The sequence below is a fragment of the Streptomyces yangpuensis genome (genome assembly GCF_001005295.1).
In the GTDB taxonomy this organism is placed as follows: Bacteria; Actinomycetota; Actinomycetes; order Streptomycetales; family Streptomycetaceae; genus Streptomyces; species Streptomyces yangpuensis.
The window spans coordinates 1,285,221-1,301,719 of sequence record NZ_LBMK01000003.1 but is presented as its reverse complement, the minus strand read 5'-3'; the positions used below and the strand labels follow the sequence as shown (position 1 = coordinate 1,301,719).

Sequence of the window (16,499 nt, the reverse complement as noted above, 5' to 3'; positions counted from 1 at the left end):
GGCCGACGCGGTGTCAGGCCTTGATGCGCCGGCGCGCGGTCCCGACGAGGTTCATGTACTTGTCCCAGTCCCACACGGTCCCGGGGTCGTCGTGCGTGGACAGCGGAACCTCGACATGGCCCAGGATGTGGTCCCGGTCGACCGGCACGTCGTACTTCGCGCAGATCGTGGCCGTGAGCACGGCGGACGCCTCGTACATCCCGTCGGTGTAGACGGGCTGATCGGTCCAGCCTTCGTGCTCGATGCCGATGCTCCGGTAGTTGTACCAGACGCTGCCCGAGTGCCAGGCCACGTCGCGCTCGCGCACGCACTGGGCGATCCGCGTGCCGGTCGCGCTGATCATGTAGTGCGCGGACACCCTCTCGGCGTCGTCCCGGAACTTGGCGAACATGACCGGCAGGGTGTCCGTCGTCAGATGAATGACGACGTATTCGATGGGGTACGCCTCGGGGCGGTCGGAGGCCGTGTAGTTGGACTCGGATGCTTCGACCCAGACGGCAGGGGCGTAGTCCACCGAGGGGTCGGTACGCGGGGCCGAGGGCGGCCCTGCCGCAACGGGAGCCTTGCGTCCGGGGCGCGGCAGCGCAGGTTTCGCCTGCTCCTCGGGGCTCATCAGCTGGGGCAGCCCAACGGCGGCCAGGGCCGCACCCGCCGTGCCGGCGGCACCCCACAACAGCCGTCGACGACTCAGCGGGCTGTCTTCCATGGACACTCCTCATGAAGTCGAGCAGGCAGGCAGAGGACGACGCGCCGCGCATCCCGCAATGACGATGCGGAGGCGGCACGTCCCGTAATCTGATGCTTCACCAGTGCCCACACCCCGGCAACCGGTCCCTCCACCACTCGGCGCACGCCCTCGCGCTGACCAGCCCTGTCCCCGCCGGAGCGCGCTACTCCACGCGCTCGGTGCGCAGGAGTCCGAGCTCGCCGACTCGACCGGGTGGTCCTCTCCTCGCGGCAGCGAGAAATTGACGCAGCAACCACCGCGGACCGCCCCTCGGCCCGACTGGGCGCGGCGCACACGCCCTGTGCCCATACTGAAATAGGGGGGAGGAAAGGCGGGGGAACGGGGAGGAACTCTGACATCCGAAGAGGAGGGGTGCCGCCGAGGAGGCGAGCCGAAATGACAGTGGAGCAGTTGTCACACGTTGACAAGGGTTTCCTGGAGCAGATGGAGGATGCCGGCCGGCGCTACGCGAGCCGTACGGGAGAACGTGGCGGCCGTATGGCGGCGCTCGAACAGCAGGGCATCCTCTACGCCGACACCCCGGAACGGGTCAGCAGCAGGCTGAACCGGCTGGGCGTCGACTGGGCGACGGCCACGGCGATCGAGCGGACACCGGCGACCGCCACGACCGGGACCAGCCTGGATCTGGACCGCGAGCTGGTCGGCACCGACCTGTTGATGCTTGAACGGTTCATGGGCCGCAATGATCTCATCGGAATCGACTACCTCGAAGGCGGCTTCCTCGCCGCCCGCTCGATCGGCCGGATAACCGTCCGCAGTCCCGGATCGTCCCACCACGGGACCGGTTTCCTGGTGTCCCCCTCACTGCTGATGACGAACAATCACGTGCTGGGCTCCGCCGAGGAAGCGGCCGCCGGAGTGATCGCGTTCAACTTCCAGGCGGGCCTGGACGGGCAGCCGCTCGTTCCGGTCGTTTTCACACTCGATCCGCACCGCTTCTTCGTCACCCACCGTGACCTCGATTTCACCGTGGTGGCGGTCGCCGAACGCTCCCAGGACGGTCAGCCGCTGACGGCTTTCGGACGACTGCCGCTCAAGGAAGCCCAGGGCAAGGCCGTCATCGGGGAGCTCGTCAACATCATCCAGCACCCCAACGGCGAGCCCAAGCAGCTCGCCCTCCGGGACAACCGGATCGTGGACGTGCTGGAGGACTTCGTGCACTACTCGGCCGACACAGCACACGGCTCCTCGGGTGCTCCGGTGTTCAACGACCAGTGGGAGGTCGTGGCCCTGCACCACGCCGGCGCTCCCCGCAGGGACCACGACGGCAACGTACTGGCCGTCGACGGAACCCGCTGGCATCCGAGCATGGGAGAACACCGGGTGGACTGGATGGCCAACGAGGGCGTGCGGGTCAGCCGCATCCTCGGCACGATCCAGCAGTTCCCCCTGTCCGGCACCGCCGCGGCGCTCCGCGCGGAGCTGCTCGCGTCCGGCTCCTCCCTGCATCCCGTGGAGGCTTCGCCGCCGACGGTCCCCACGGTCCTGACGGGTCGGACGAACGGCGCGGCGCCGAAGAGCGTGACGCCGGACGGGAGGCGTGAGCAGCACGCCACGACAGGATCGGTCAGCTGGAACGTCCCCCTGCACATCAGCGTCAGCGTCAGCCTCGACGCGGACACCGGCGCCGACGCCCTCCAGCCCCGGGCCGAATCGCCTGCCGCGGTAACGGTGCCGGCCGGCATCGGACGTATCGACGGCCACTCGCCCGCCGAGCGGGACCTGGCGGCCGCCCTGGTCAACCTCGCGGCCTTCAGTGACCGCCCCTACTACGACGAGGCCGCGGACCTGGCGGCGCGCGACGCCTACTACGCGGGCATCCACGTCGGCAACCCCACCAGCCTGCGCCTCGCACTGACCGAGCACCTGGAGTCCACGCACGAGCGCCGGCCCGCGTACAAGCCGATGCGCCTGCTCTACCCCTGGGTGGACCTGCACCCCGACGAGAAGCTGCACGGCATCTATTCGGGCACGGGCTTCACTCCACAGGAACTCATGGAGGCCGACGCGGCGGTGGAGGCCGCCCGAATAGGGCGCTGGCAGGAGTTCATGCTCCACGAGAGCGCACCCGGCCCGGAAGCCGTCGAGGCCGAGCTCGACCTCCTGGAGGCGACGCTGCCCTTCAACTGCGAACACGTCGTGCCCCAGTCCTGGTTCGCGAAGAAGGAGCCGATGCGCGGAGACCTGCACCATCTCTTCGCCTGCGAGTCGACGTGCAACAGCTTCCGCGGGAACATCCCCTACTTCGACTTCCCGGACTTCGACGAGGCCGTCCGGCACGACTGCGGGCGCCGGGATCCGGGGAAGTTCGAACCCTCGGAGGGCAAGGGACCGGTGGCCAGGGCGACGCTCTACTTCCTGCTCCGCTACCCCGGCAGGATCGGCGACGAGGCACGCGAACTCCAGCGTTCCGGCCTCGAGATGCTGCTGAACTGGCACAGGGACCACCCGGTGGACGTCTACGAGCAGCACCGCAACGCGGCGATAGCCGAGATGCAGGGCAACCGCAATCCGCTGATAGACCACCCGGAGTGGGCCGAGGAGATCGACTTCGCCGGCGCCTGGACCTGAGCGACAGGGGCCTGTGCCGAGGGTACGGGGCCAGCCGGGTCGGCGGGAGGGTGAGGTCCTCGCGCCAGCGGGGTACGCGGCAGCCTGCTTCTCGTGACGCCACGGGGCGAGAGACCCGTGAAGGGCTCCGACGGCGCGGACAGGGACGGCGGCGAGGCGGGTCACGTCGGCGCCACTCAGGGCAGGCGGTCCAGCGTTGGCTGATGCGCTCGGCAGCCCGCCGTCTCCGCCGGACGCGCGGGCGTGGGACGGGTATCGTCGCCCCGACGAGGGGGGAGACGAGACCGATGACTTCACGTACGCCCGCCGGTGGCGGCCCGGCCCGCACGTTCTCCATCGGGGGTGAACTCCCCGTGTCCCGGATCGGGTTCGGTGCCATGCGCCTGCCGACCGGGCCTCCTGCCGCGAGGGGCGGCGCGATCGCGGTGGCCCGGCGCGCCGTCGCCCTGGGGGTCGGTCTGATCGACACCGCGCACCTCTATGGATGGGGCGCGAACGAGGAACTCCTCGCCGAGGCCCTGCACCCGTACCCGGACGGCCTGCTGGTCACCACCAAGGTGGGCGTCGTCCGCACCGAGGGCCCCGAGGGGTGGGCCTACGACGCCGACCCGGCAAGCCTGCGCGTACAGGTCGAGCACGGACTGCGCCGCCTGCGTACGGAGCGGATCGGCCTGCTGCAACTGCACCGCGTCGACCCGAAGGTGCCGGTCGCCGAGCAGGTGGGCGCGCTCCACGAGCTACGGCTGGAAGGCAAGATCGGGCACATCGGGCTGTCGGAGGTCACCGTCGAACAGCTCGCCGAGGCCCGGCGGACGGCCGAGATCGCGAGCGTGCAGAACCGCTACAACCTCATGGACCGGGAGTACGAGCCCGTCCTGAAGGCCTGCGAGGCCGCGGGGATCGCCTTCCTGCCCTGGCGTCCCGTCGCCGCTGCAACGCCTGGCCGGGCCGCGGAACTCGCCGCCGTCGCCGCCGAACTCGGTGCCACGACACCGCAGCTCCTCCTCGCCTGGCTGCTCGCCCGCTCCCCCGTCATGGTGCCGATCCCCGGTACGGCCTCGCTCGCCCATCTCCAGGAGAACGTCGCCGCGGCCGGCTTCCGGCCGAGCCGGGCTCAGCTCGACCGTCTCGACGCCCTGGCCTCGCCCCCGGTGACGTGATCGTCCCCGCCCTCGGCCTGTCGATGGTCAGGGCTCCGCACCAAGGACCGTGAGAGCGGGCCCGGGTCGTGGGCGGGAGCTTCACCGCGGAGACTCCCGAGGAAGGCGGCAGCCGGCTCGTGTGGCGGGCACCGCTCCGCAGCGGCTGAGGAAGGCGGTGGGCGGCACGCCCCGGCGGCACGACTCGGTAGCCGGGGCGGGGCGGGGGTGGTGGGCTACGGTGCCGCCTCCAGCCGGAAACCCGTGACGAGATCCGGGCGGATTCGCAGGGTGCCGGTCATCGGCTGTCCCACCCAGGGGCGCAGCAGCTCCGCGTACCGGTCGGTCTCCTCGGCGTCGTCCACCGCCCGCGCGTAGCCGGTGACGACGACGCTCCACCCGAGGTGGGTGTCGGGGTCGATGGCATCCGCTTCGTACGCCACCACCACGCCCGGGACGTCGGCGGGTGCCGCCAGCGAGGCCAGTGCTCCGCCCTCGTGGATCCGGATGATGATGTCCTCGCCCTCGACGAGGTGGTTCACCGGCCGGACGGCGGGCAGTGCGTGCTGTGTGAAGACGATGCGTCCCAGTGACACGGTGGCGAGGAGCCTCAGGGCCTCTGCCCTGTCCACCTCCCGCATGTGGCGGGCGGACATCGCGCCACCCTTCCGGCCGGCGGGTCGCCGTTCGCCGTCCTGATCCATGATCCGTACCTTCATCCGGCCCCGCTCGGTCCTACGGCTTCCGATGTTCCAGCCTCCCTCTCGCTCCGCCGCTGAGAACAGGGCCGAACGGTCCCCTTCCCCGAGCCCCGTTTCCAGGCGCCGTTTTCAGCAGCCCCCGTGATCACGAGACGACGAACCTCAGCTCCCGGTCGGCAGCGAGCACGCGCATGGGTTTGATCACCAGGGGCGGTACGTCGCACAGCAGGAGCCGCGTACCGGCCGCTCGACAGTGGCGGTTGAAGCAGGTGAGGAGGTCGATGCCCGCGCTGTCGCAGAAGGAGAGACCGCACATGTCCAGGACGATGGTGCGGTGGCCGGATCCGGCGAGTTCGCGCAGGCGGGGCCCCACTTGCTCGGCCGTGTGGAAGTCGAGCTCCCCGGCCAGGGCGATTCTCAGACCGTCATCGTCCCGTGCCACGGTCCTCAGGTCGATCAAGGCGCTCGTCATGGCGTCCGTCCTCCGCGCTGCGTGCGGCTCTGTGGAGTCGCGCCGTCCCCGTCCGCCCTCAGTTCATCCGCTGCCGCGGCATCCCGGGAAGGCCCGGCAGTCCTTCCGGACGGGGCCGAAGGTCCCTCTCGCAGGGACCGGTCGGTATACCGGTCGGTACCTGCCGCAGGAATCGTCCCCGTCCGGTCAGGACCGACAGGCCCTGTCCGTTCGCCCTGTCTGCGGGCTGGCCTGCCTCATGCTCACGTCGTTCGACGACGAGGAAGCGCTCCTGGACGCCGCGATGGCGGGGGCCTCCGGCTACGTCCTGAAGCAGATCACCGGCACCGACCTGGTGACCGCCGTACGGACGGTGGCCGCGGGCCAGTCGATGCTCGACGCCGGGGCCACCAGCCGGCTGATGGCCCGCATGCGGGGGGAGGTGCCCCAGGACGAGCAGGTCCCGGGGCTTCCCGGCTTCACGGAGCGGGAGAAGGAGATCCTCGTCATGGTCAGCGAGGGGCTCACCAACCGGGAGATCGGCAAGTGGCTCTACCTGGCGGAGAAGACCGTCAAGAACATCAGGCCGCGTGGCCTGCTGCCCGGCCCCTTCCCGGGGTCGGCGCCGCCTCAGTGGTGCGGCACGACGGCGACGGGGCAGACCGAGTGGTGCAGGACGGCATGGGCCACCGAGCCGGTACGCGGTCCCAGTGCCGACTCCCGGATCCGGCGGCCGACGACGAGCAGTCGCGCGTCGGACGCGGCGGACAGCAGCACGTGCCCGGCACTGCCCTGCTCCACCTGCGCGACGACGTCCACCTCGGGATATTTCGCCTTCCACGGCTCCAGTGCCTGCTCCAGCGCGGCCTTCTCGAACGGTTCCAGCCCGCCGAGCAGCTCGGCGATCCACATCGACCCGAGGCTGTAGGCGTAAACCGGGGGCAGGCTCCAGGCGCGGACCGCGCGCAGGGGCACTTTGCGTGCCGCGGCCGCCTCGAAGGCGAAGCGCAGTACGTCGGCGGATTCCTCGACGCTGCCCTGCTGGCCGACGACCACCTCGCCTCCGGCGACCGCCTCGCCCTCGGCGGCCCCCTCGTCTCCGGCGGCCTCCGGCGGAGCGATGCCGTCCCGGGCCCGCACGGAGACGACGGGGCACTCGGCGGAGGCGATCAGCTGCTGTCCGTACGAGCCCAGCAGGAAGCCGGCGAGCGCGCTGTGCCCGCGCGTGCCGAGCACCAGCATCTCCGCGTCCTTGGCGGCGCGCAGCAGGGCGGGCACGGGGACGTCCGGCACCACTTCCGCGGTGAGGGAGAGCCGCGGGTGGCGTCGGGTGAGGTCCGCCCGCGTCTCGTCCAGGATCTCCTGCGCACGGCGGGCCTCGACGCTGCGGTCCTGGACGACCGGGACGGCCAGCGGCTGCCACAGCCAGGCGTGGACCACGTGCACGTGCAGGTCGCGGCGTACGGCTTCCTCGGCGGCCCAGTCGGCTGCGGCCCGGCTCTCGGGGGAGCCGTCCACGCCGACGACGACGGTGCGCTTCACGGTGCTGTCCTCCGTACTGATGCGCGAGGCATCGGGGTCGATGGCAGGTACGGGTGGCGCCGGCCGGGGGAAGGACCGGGCGCCACCGGGATTCACCTTCCCCGGGCCGGGCAGGTGCGCGAAAGGGCCGACGGTCCCTCCCCGAGGGCCGGTCCTCCCCTCCCCGGCGCACCCGGGAGGCGCGCACAGTGTCGGCATCGACCCAGTCGACGAACGTCCCTCGCCCCTGTACTCGTCCTCGCCCTCACACTCGCCCTCAGGAGCGGACATGACCGCGTTGACCGCGCACTCCGTCTCGGAGCTGGACGCCCACTGGCGCGCCGCCAACTACCTGGCGGTGGGCCAGATCTACCTCATGGCCAATCCCCTGCTGACCGAACCGCTCAGGCCGGAGCACATCAAGCCGCGGCTGCTCGGCCACTGGGGCACCTCTCCGGGCCTGAACCTGGTGCACACCCACCTCAACCGCGTGATCAAGGAGCGTTCGCTGGAGGCCCTGTGCGTCTGGGGTCCGGGGCACGGCGGCCCCGCCGTACTGGCCAACTCCTGGCTGGAGGGGACGTACAGCGAGTGCTACCCGGACGTGACGCGCGACGCGGGTGGCATGGCAGCGCTGTTCCGGCAGTTCTCCTTCCCCGGCGGCGTGCCCAGCCATGTGGCCCCGGAGACGCCCGGGTCCATCCACGAGGGCGGGGAGCTCGGATACGCCCTCGCCCACGCCTACGGAGCCGCCTTCGACCATCCCGGCCTGCTGGTCGCCTGCGTCATCGGTGACGGCGAGGCGGAGACCGGGCCGCTGGCCGGGTCCTGGCACGCGAACAAGTTCCTCGACCCGGTCCACGACGGCGCGGTCCTGCCGATCCTGCACCTCAACGGGTACAAGATCGCCAACCCTACGGTGCTGTCCCGGATCCCCGAGGCCGAGCTCGACGCGCTGCTGCGCGGCTACGGCCACGAGCCGCTGTACGTCACCGGCAGCGACCCCGCCCAGGTGCACCAGGCCATGGCGCGCGCGATGGACCACGCCCTGGACCGTATCGCGGCCATCCAGCGCGGGGCGCGGGCGGCGGGCTCCGGCTCCGGCTCCGGCTCCGGCTCCGGCTCCGGCCGGGAGTACCCCCGCTGGCCGATGATCGTGCTGCGCACGCCGAAGGGCTGGACGGGGCCCGCGAGCGTCGACGGCGACCCGGTCGAGGGCACGTGGCGTTCCCACCAGGTCCCGCTCGCCGGGGTGCGCGAGAATCCGGCGCACCTGAAACAGCTGGAGGACTGGCTGCGCTCGTACCGGCCGGAGGAGCTCTTCGACGCCGCCGGCCGCCCGGTGGACCAGGTCCTGGCCTGCATCCCGGAGGGAGACCGCCGGCTGGGCGCCGCACCGTACGCGAACGGGGGCCGACTGCTCCGGCCGCTCCCCCTGCCCACGCTCGACGCGCACGCCGTCCCGGTAGACAAACCGGGACGTACGCTGCACGAACCGACCCGCGTTCTCGGGCACTTCCTCGCGCAAGTCATGCGGGACACCGCCGGACGGAGGGACTTCCGGGTCGTCGGACCGGACGAGACCGCTTCCAACCGGCTGGACGACCTGTACGAGGCCACCGGCAAGGCCTGGCAGGGCATCACCGAGGCCACCGACCGGAACCTGTCGCGCGACGGCCGGGTCATGGAGATCCTCTCCGAACACGTCTGCCAGGGCTGGCTGGAGGGCTACCTCCTCACCGGCCGCCACGGCCTGTTCTCCACGTACGAGGCCTTCGCGCACATCGTCGGCTCCATGGTCGGCCAGCACATCAAGTGGCTGAAGACCTCGCGCGAACTGTCCTGGCGCGCGCCGATCGCCTCTCTCAACTACCTGCTCACCTCGCACGTGTGGCGCCAGGACAACAACGGCTTCTCGCACCAGGACCCGGGCTTCGTCGACCACGTCCTCAACAAGAGCCCCGAGGTCGTCAGGGTCTACCTGCCGCCGGACGCCAACACACTCCTCGCCGTGGCCGACCACGCCCTGCGCAGCCGCGACCAGGTGAACGTGGTCGTCGCCGGCAAGCAGCCCTGCTTCGACTGGCTCGGGCTCGACGAGGCGCGCACGCACGTGGCGCGCGGTGCCGGCACATGGGAGTGGGCCGGCACCGACGACGGCTCCCGCGTGCCCGATGTCGTCCTCGCCTGCGCCGGCGACGTACCCACCATGGAAGTGCTGGCCGCTGCGGCCCTGCTCCGCGAGCACCTCCCCTCGCTGGCCGTCCGCGTCGTGAACGTGGTCGACATCGCTCGCCTGATGCCCCACGGGGAACACCCGCACGGCATGACGGACTCCGAGTACGACGCCCTGTTCACGACGGACCGGCCGGTGATCTTCGCCTACCACGGCTACCCGTGGCTCGTACACCGCCTCGCCTACCGCCGTAGCGGCCACCCCCGGCTGCACGTGCGCGGGTACAAGGAGTCCGGCACGACCACGACCCCGTTCGACATGGTGGTCCGCAACGACATGGACCGCTATCGCCTGGTGATGGACGTCATCGACCGCGTCCCCGGCCTCACGGGCAGCGCCGAGGGGCTGCGCCGGACCATGGCCGACCAGCGCGTGCGCCACCACGCCTGGATCCGCGAACACGGCACGGACCTCCCGGAGGTCGCGAACTGGTCCTGGCCGTACTGACCAGGAACCGACCACCTTCAGCGCGGCGCGTGGGAGCGGAGTCCTGACTGCTGTGCCCAGGGCGGAGGCATCGGCCCTGGGCACGGCAGCGGGATCGGGGATCAGGGGTCAGGGATCAGGCGAGTCCGAGGCTGACCTGGTCGTTGAAGACCGCCCAGCTCTGCCCGCGGTCGGCGCGGTCGCACGCCTTGGTGGAGACGTTCGGGGTCTCCCAGGCATTGGCGAAGCAGTAGGCCGGGGCGTAGGTGAGGGAGATCTGCTGGCCGGAGATGTTCCAGTACTGCCCCTGGTCGTTGGGGTTGCACGGCTTCACCGAGACCTGTGCGGTGTTCCAGGTGTTGGCGAGGCAGTAGGCGCGCGCGTTGGTGAGGGAGATCTGGTGGCCGGAGACGGTCCAGTGCTGGCCCCGGTCGGCGGCGTCGCAGGGCTTGGTGGAGATGTTCGGGGTCTCCCAGGCGTTGGCGAGACAGTATCGGCCGGGGATGCGCGCGCTCTGCTGGGTGGTGCTCGCCGCGCCTGCCTGAGCGACCGGCAGGAGGGAGGCGGTCACTGCCAGCGCGGCGAGGGCGACGGTGTTGCGCAGGGCGATGCCCATGGTGCGGATTCCATTCTCTGTACAGGGCTAATCGGCTCGAATCCGAGCGCAAGGGAATTACTACCAGCCCCCACAGGCCCGTCGATAAATTTGAACAGCCCATTCACTCGGAACACGCAGTCACCGGAACATCCGATGATCTCCGAGAAACGATTCACCCAAGAAAGCCGACCGCCTCACACATTTGAGAATTGGCCGGAAAACCCTCCCCGCACCACCCCCAGGGACACCGAAGGAAGTCACCGCCCATCCAGCCTCACCCACCCCCACACGAGCCACCCTCAGGGTCATCAGCACATACGCAGCACGACAAAAGCCCGCCCGGCGTAATCCCTCGCCACTACATCCACCGAATTGCCGAAACGTTCCTCACACCCACCTCGACATATCCCTCAAGACCACCCCATAAGCGAAATCCAGCCGGAACGTCGATATGGCGGATATCCGATGCGATACCCGCGATACGCGCCGAGCGGCGGACAGGGAAGCAAAAACGTCACCGCACCCCCGTCAGGCGATGCAGACGCGCTTCGCACAACGCAGCCCACAGGCGCGGCCGCTCAGGGAGTACACCAGGACGGATCGTTGCGGACGCCGGTCAACACCATCGCAACGCTGTCACCTGTGCGCGCGATGCCCCGGCCGCACCCCCTCGGGGAGGATGAGCGATGAATCGTACGCACCGACGGAAAGTGTTCGACATGCCCACCCATCACGCCGCCCTGCGACACCTGTCACGCATCGCCGCGATCCTGTGCTGCTCCACGACGCTTGCCGTTACGCAGGTGGCGTCGGCCAGCGCGGCAAGCAGGACTGTCAACTTCGAGTACCAGCACATCTGGCTGACACCCGAGTTCAAGACGGGCATTCGGGGTCGCATTCACTTCACCGTCAAGAAGTGCGATCACCCCAACGGGGACATGACCGTGCTCCTGCGGCGGACCGACGGCTACAACTACGTCTCCGGCACCGAGAAGATCAAGTGTCGCGACGGCCAGACGGCCAAGTTCGAAGACCATCCGGCGGGTACCTACGAGTTCGAACTCGGCAAACTCGACGACTACAAGTTCTTCAAGGGCACCGCCACCTACTCGTTCAACGCCGCACGGTAGCCCCGACCACCAACGGGCCGTCGCAGAAGCACACTCGGGCCACAGATTGGGATGGTCCTTGGCAGGCCGAGTTTGCTGGAACGATCGATGCCATGGGTGCACCCGAACCCAACAGACAAGCCCGGTGCGGAGGGTACCGCGCCTCACTTTCCGCTCGAATCATCCGTCGAACATGGTGGCAGCCTTCCACAGTGTCTCGTCGCCGAGGTCGAAGTAATGGCTCATCGAGGCTCCTTCAGCTGGTCTCGACTGACCAGCGCATCCAGCCGGATCCTCGCCGGCGTCAGAGTTGGGTCCTGGTAAAACGCCGGCGTTGGACGACGGCTGCGGCTCTGCCGGCGAAGGCCCAGGACGTGTTCGGGCTTGCGTGCGTAGCAGCGATGGAGCCGACGGCAGCCGGCCCATCAAAACAAAATTCGCTGGACAGCGCGGGATGGCTCTCTCGGGCCATCCGGTGAGTGGCTGGGGTGCCTCACCCTGGCCCTCACCGAAGCAGGACGGAGAAACCACCGCTGACGCGCAGCATCGACGGCATACCTCCGTTCTCCGCAAGAACCTCCGCGGCTGCCGCTTGAAGGGCGATGGTGTCCACCACGCCGGGGTGTACCGGATAATTCTGAGATGTTGTTGACATGGATCGCCGAGGTGGCGGACGAACCTCTGGTGCTGGAGCCGGCTGATCGGCGGGTGGAGACGGAGACCAACACCTGGTGGCTGGGGGCGGAGGAGGAGGACAGGCGCGCCTTGTCCGTGCCGGAGGTGGTCGCCGCTTTCGAGCGGACTGCCGAAGGCATCCGGCTCCGCATCCGCGAGATGGGCTTCGGTGGGGTGGCGACGTTCTACGTATGGCACGACGAGCAGGCTGGGCAGCTCCGGTGCTCAACCGGATCGGTGGCCGCGGACAAGCTGCCCTTTGGTGGCGCCTACGTGCCTACCGACGATCTCGGTCCTGTCGTCGAGGGCTTCCTTTGCGACCAGGACCCTGGCCTGGTCCCCTGGTCGGAACTTGAGGCCGAAAACGGCCAGTCAGACCAGACCGCTCCCGAGATGGATGCCGCACCTTTTCCCGTGTGGGTCCGCAGTGTGGGACCGGCCTCGCACTGACCGGTCCGCCCGCCGACACGGTCCAGGCCACGGCTGCCGCCCGGATGTGGGGAGAGGTCGCTCCACGGCGGGCGATCAGTCGCATTCGGTCCCGGTCAGCGGCTCCCTTCGAGGGCACGGATGCCCACGAGTCATGGCACACAGCAACCAGTCCGGTTCTCCCCTGGGTACCGAGCTCGTCCAGGGCGACCCGATGCACTCGGGCCCCGACTCGGTCCCGCGTCCATTTCACGAAGCGCCGGTATGCCGTCTGCCATCGTATTCAACGACGTTCTGTTCGGTAATCCGCTGTGTCGAGGGCAGCCCGGGCCGCCCAGGCTTTCGAGGGTCGGGGCGGTCGACCGCAGGCGCACGCTGACGCTCTGGGCGGGGTCGGCCGGCCGGATCAGCTCTATCTCATCGTTTTGTGGGTTCGTTTCCATGGCCGGAAAGCTACGGCAGGGGCAGAAACGGGCGGCAGTCTGGGGGATTCGGCGGGGTTCGCGACACAGCCACGGCGGAAGGTGAGCGCATGCCCGGCAGCGCCGGCGAACCCACCGTGAGCGGCGGGCTCGGCGGTCCGGTGCTCTGCCCGTCAGGCGGTCAGGCGGTCTCCTGGCGCTCGGCTGCCTTGCGTGTCTTCACGCCGCCGGCGACGAGGGCCAGCCCCAGGGCGACGAGGCCGAGGTAAGCGGCGGACGGGAGGTCGACGACCTTGTGCAGCCAGCCCCACTCGGTGCCGAAGAAGGTCTGCGACGCGAAGCTGACGACCCCCTGGGCTCCTACGACGTAGCCGATGCTTTCGACGGTGTATCCAATGGTTGTTCGCACGCATCAACCCTCTCGCGGCGGTGCCGAGAGATCGTCCTCCGCAGGTCCGAAAACCCGGTAGGCCGAAGGATGCAGTCCGCCCACCGCGGCGACGTGGAATGGTCGGCGGATGTCGGGTAGCAGCAGTGATTGCCGTAGCCGCTGTACGCCGACCCGGGTGAGGAATGTCTACTCGTCCGGCGACGTGATTCACTGCTGGCAGCGCCCGAAGGTCACGACGTAGGTTCCGGCCTGGCTCGCGCCGGCCCCGGCGCGGTCGGCCGCACCCGGCTGGGCCCAGGCTCCGATCTCCCGCATCGACGGGTCGAGGATCCTCTGGCGGTGGCCCCACGTGCTCACGTTCATCCACCAGTTGACCGCGGCGTTCGGGGTTCCGTAGCCGCCCCAGCCGGTGTACGTGATCTCGGCGACGGCCCAGGACCTGGGGTTCGGGCAGTAGCCCGCGGCCTTGATCCGGCTTTCCGGTGTCGAACCGGTCTGCGGATTGCGATGCGAATCCTGGCCCGGTCCCCACCACTTCAGCTGCACGGCGGCCGCGGAGTGCTGCTGCGCCGCCGTCGTCAGCGCCTGGTTGACGGTGAGGGCGGGGAGCCCCCTCTGCGTGCGCTGAGCGTTGATGAGGCATACCACCGCGTTCCGGACGGCAGTGTCGTTACTGCTGCTCGGCGCCCGGGCAGCGGCCGCCGTGTCGCAGGCGACGGCCGGCGCCGGTGCTGCCGATACGGGAACCAGCGCGGCCGACAGGATGGCGGCCGCCGCGAGGCTCCGTGCGGTTCTGGTGTGTGAAGCGTGCCTGGTCAAGGAGGTCCACCTCCTGCGAACACGAACTGTGGTTTCCAGCGGTTGAGGTGCCGCGTCGCGCGAGTGGCGGCGCGTGGCACAGGCCTCCGCTACGGCCTCTCTTCCAGGCTGCCAGCCGTCGTACCGGCCCGCCATCCGGCCGCGGGAAGGCAAGCGGGCCGGTGCGCAGGTGAGCGGGCGGCTGGGCCGGCGGACGTACCGCCGCCTTGCCCAGCCGCCCTCCGCGAGCCCATGGGCCGCCATCCTCCGGGCTGGAACGAGCTACAGGCTGCACGGCGTCAGAAGGCGTACACCGGGCTGGAGTTCAGGTTCGCGGACATCACGCAGGTGTTGGAGAAGGTGTGCTTCCAGGCCGCGCGCCGGCCGTTCAGCACGCCGTCCGCCGTGACCGTCACGGGGTCGAAGTACATGGGGCAGGCCAGCGACGGGTCCGGCGCCGTCAGCAGGCGGTTGAGTTCGCCGTCGGTGGCGATGAGGGCGTCGCACGCGGCCCGCGGGTCGGGGTGAGTGCCTTCGGCCGTATAGGCGCAGCTCAGGGTGGTGGCGCGCAGGACGGTGTCCGTGGGCTCGCCGGAGCCCTGGATGACGGTGAAGACCATCGCGGACGGGCCGTGGGCACTTGCGGGTTGAGCCTCCGCGAGACCGGTGCTGCCTGCGAGACAGAGAAGACTGAGGGCGGATACGGCGATGACGTGGTGACGCATGACAAGTTTCGCCTTCGATTCTAGGGTTGATTGGTATTCACGGCTGCGATCTTGCGCTCAACTGAGATTCAGACTGGCAGGTTCAAAGGAGCGCGGCTAATCGGCGGTCGATTTAAGGACACATCATCCGGATACCGGACCGCAGCCGCGTGCGGTCGCGCATTCACGCAGCTCGCGCGGCACATCCCAGGCCCCGCGCGGGGCGGGGGAGGCGGGGTTTCGGAGCCCTCGGCGGCCCGTACCTCCCTGGTGACGGCGTTGCACAGTGCGCCGATTCGCGGTGAAGGGTGACGGGATGACTGCGGTCGGGCGGGCTCTCGGAGGAGGCAGAGGGACGTCAAGTCCCGAGGCTCCGGAACCATTGCCCCCAGCGCCTCGCCCTCCTCACCGCCGGCGGGGCGGGTGCGGGGCGGACGTGGGCCGCCGGGCGGTTCTGGCGGGCGGGAGTCGTCCGACGAGGCCGTATTCGTCATGGGTCGGGAGGAGGTGAACCAGGCGGGCGCCGGAGACGACCAAGGCGGTCGACCAAGCGGCGCCCGGCCAGTTCCCTGCGTGAGTTCATCTCGGTCGTCGTGAGGGAATACGGAGACGGGTGATGGGTGAGGCGACCGGCGCCGAGCGGGACCGGGACTGGACCGGACCGGTAGCGGTAGCGGTAGCGGGACCGGTCAGTCCTCCCAGTCCTCCGCGTCGCCGCCGCGCATGGTGCGCCATCCTTCGAGTTCCTTCAGCGCCTCCCGCGCCAACTGGGCGTAGTGCACCGGGCATTCCCACAGCTCGCGTGACGAGAGCTCGGCGGGCACGGGGGTGTCGGGGTGGTCGTCCGGCGCGTGCAGGTGGACCACCGCGCGGTACTGGGACTGCCCGGTGGATTCGGCGGCGGACCAGGGGTGCCGAGGGTGCTCGCAGGAGGCGTCCAGGTCGATGGTGGCGAGCGCGGCGGCCAGGTCGCGCGCGTACGAGGGCGGCAGGCCCGCGTACGACTGGGAGATGCCCATCCACAGGCACAGGAACACGGCGATCCGCTCCTCGTCCCGCACCTGCCCGGCGAGCCAGCGGCGGGCGGACCACAGAGCGACCTGACCGCTGTTGTGCTCCCAACTGCGGCTGAGCGCCTCCTGCAGGGCGACGACGTCAACGCCTCCGTCCTCCAGGAGGAACTTAACGTCCAGGTGGGAGACGTCGATGTCGCCGAACAGCTCCTGGTGGGCCTCGTGCAGGCGGGCCAGGGCCTCGTCGGCGAGGTCCGCGAGGAACCCTTCGCAGTCGAACGCCGCCAGCTCCTCCTCATCGAGACCGTAGTCCTCGGCGAACGCGGCCCGTCCGGCCACGCTGAGCATGCTCGCTCCCGCCTCGACCGCGTACTCCGAGTCCAGGTCCGCGGGATGGGCGTCGGGCGGGCAGGCGCAGGTGTCCCGGTCCAGCTGGGCACGGCTTGCGTCCAGAGCCTGGATGTACGCAGCGAACAGGGACTTGGTCAACTTGACCCGGCCCTGAAGGACCGGGCTTGGAGGTAGTGCCCAGCTGGCTGCTGGGGTGGACTCCTCCGTCCAGACACC

Annotated in this window: 14 protein-coding genes and 1 pseudogene; 6 read left to right on the top strand and 9 right to left on the bottom strand. The window is 69.8% G+C overall.

All coding sequences use genetic code 11. The features are described from left to right. Positions 1-13: 13 nt before the first annotated feature. Positions 14-706, bottom strand: a complete 693-nt coding sequence (locus tag AAT21_RS21125) for an N-acetylmuramoyl-L-alanine amidase (protein ID WP_046778318.1) — start codon at positions 704-706, stop codon at positions 14-16. 423 nt (positions 707-1,129) lie between these two features. Between AAT21_RS21125 and AAT21_RS21120 the strand changes: the two genes are divergently transcribed. Then, a complete protein-coding gene (locus AAT21_RS21120; protein WP_235439058.1) occupies positions 1,130-3,319 on the top strand; it encodes an endonuclease in 2,190 nt (729 codons plus the stop codon). Between the two features lie 287 nt (positions 3,320-3,606). Next, positions 3,607-4,479, top strand: a complete 873-nt coding sequence (locus AAT21_RS21115) for an aldo/keto reductase (protein WP_046778316.1) — start codon at positions 3,607-3,609, stop codon at positions 4,477-4,479. A 215-nt stretch (positions 4,480-4,694) separates the two neighbouring features. On the opposite strand, the gene AAT21_RS21110 is transcribed toward AAT21_RS21115, so the two are convergent. Together AAT21_RS21110 and AAT21_RS21105 are read right to left on the bottom strand one after the other, a co-directional pair. Further along, positions 4,695-5,162, bottom strand: coding sequence for a pyridoxamine 5'-phosphate oxidase family protein (locus AAT21_RS21110; RefSeq protein ID WP_052757934.1), 468 nt, complete (start codon positions 5,160-5,162; stop codon positions 4,695-4,697). A gap of 142 nt (positions 5,163-5,304) precedes the next feature. Then, positions 5,305-5,631: an STAS domain-containing protein gene (locus AAT21_RS21105; RefSeq protein ID WP_046778315.1), complete on the bottom strand. Its 327-nt coding sequence runs from the start codon at positions 5,629-5,631 to the stop codon at positions 5,305-5,307. A gap of 226 nt (positions 5,632-5,857) precedes the next feature. On the opposite strand from AAT21_RS21105, the pseudogene AAT21_RS35935 reads away from it, so the two are divergent. Beyond that, a pseudogene (locus AAT21_RS35935) lies at positions 5,858-6,190 on the top strand (LuxR C-terminal-related transcriptional regulator); the annotation flags it as partial. Between the two features lie 50 nt (positions 6,191-6,240). Here the strand turns inward: AAT21_RS35935 and AAT21_RS21095 are convergent. Beyond that, a complete protein-coding gene (locus AAT21_RS21095; protein ID WP_046778313.1) occupies positions 6,241-7,152 on the bottom strand; it encodes a universal stress protein in 912 nt (303 codons plus the stop codon). A gap of 268 nt (positions 7,153-7,420) precedes the next feature. Here AAT21_RS21095 and AAT21_RS21090 point away from each other — a divergent pair, with 268 nt between their 5' ends. Then, a complete protein-coding gene (locus AAT21_RS21090) occupies positions 7,421-9,814 on the top strand; it encodes a phosphoketolase family protein (protein WP_046778312.1) in 2,394 nt (797 codons plus the stop codon). 115 nt (positions 9,815-9,929) lie between these two features. Here AAT21_RS21090 and AAT21_RS21085 read toward each other — a convergent pair whose 3' ends face one another. Then, positions 9,930-10,409, bottom strand: a complete 480-nt coding sequence (locus AAT21_RS21085; protein ID WP_046778311.1) for a ricin-type beta-trefoil lectin domain protein — start codon at positions 10,407-10,409, stop codon at positions 9,930-9,932. A 701-nt stretch (positions 10,410-11,110) separates the two neighbouring features. Between AAT21_RS21085 and AAT21_RS37690 the strand changes: the two genes are divergently transcribed. Together AAT21_RS37690 and AAT21_RS21075 are read left to right on the top strand one after the other, a co-directional pair. Then, positions 11,111-11,521 carry a hypothetical protein gene (locus tag AAT21_RS37690; protein WP_157879759.1) on the top strand — a complete coding sequence of 137 codons (411 nt, stop codon included), beginning with the start codon at positions 11,111-11,113 and terminating at the stop codon, positions 11,519-11,521. A gap of 621 nt (positions 11,522-12,142) precedes the next feature. After that, entirely contained in the window at positions 12,143-12,625 is a 483-nt protein-coding gene (locus AAT21_RS21075; protein ID WP_046778309.1) for a hypothetical protein, read from the top strand. Positions 12,626-13,207: 582 nt separating this feature from the next. Here AAT21_RS21075 and AAT21_RS21070 read toward each other — a convergent pair. The 4 genes from AAT21_RS21070 to AAT21_RS21055 all read right to left on the bottom strand — a co-directional run bounded on the left by AAT21_RS21070 (position 13,208) and on the right by AAT21_RS21055 (position 16,421). Then, the gene (locus AAT21_RS21070; protein ID WP_046778308.1) at positions 13,208-13,435 is read right to left on the bottom strand and encodes a hypothetical protein; all 228 of its coding nucleotides are present in this window, start codon (positions 13,433-13,435) and stop codon (positions 13,208-13,210) included. 189 nt (positions 13,436-13,624) lie between these two features. Then, a complete protein-coding gene (locus AAT21_RS21065) occupies positions 13,625-14,236 on the bottom strand; it encodes a CAP domain-containing protein (protein ID WP_046778307.1) in 612 nt (203 codons plus the stop codon). A gap of 278 nt (positions 14,237-14,514) precedes the next feature. Beyond that, entirely contained in the window at positions 14,515-14,940 is a 426-nt protein-coding gene (locus AAT21_RS21060) for a subtilase-type protease inhibitor (protein ID WP_046778306.1), read from the bottom strand. A gap of 668 nt (positions 14,941-15,608) precedes the next feature. Beyond that, complete coding sequence (locus AAT21_RS21055; protein WP_235438989.1) at positions 15,609-16,421, bottom strand: hypothetical protein; 813 nt, start codon at positions 16,419-16,421, stop codon at positions 15,609-15,611. Positions 16,422-16,499 lie beyond the last annotated feature (78 nt).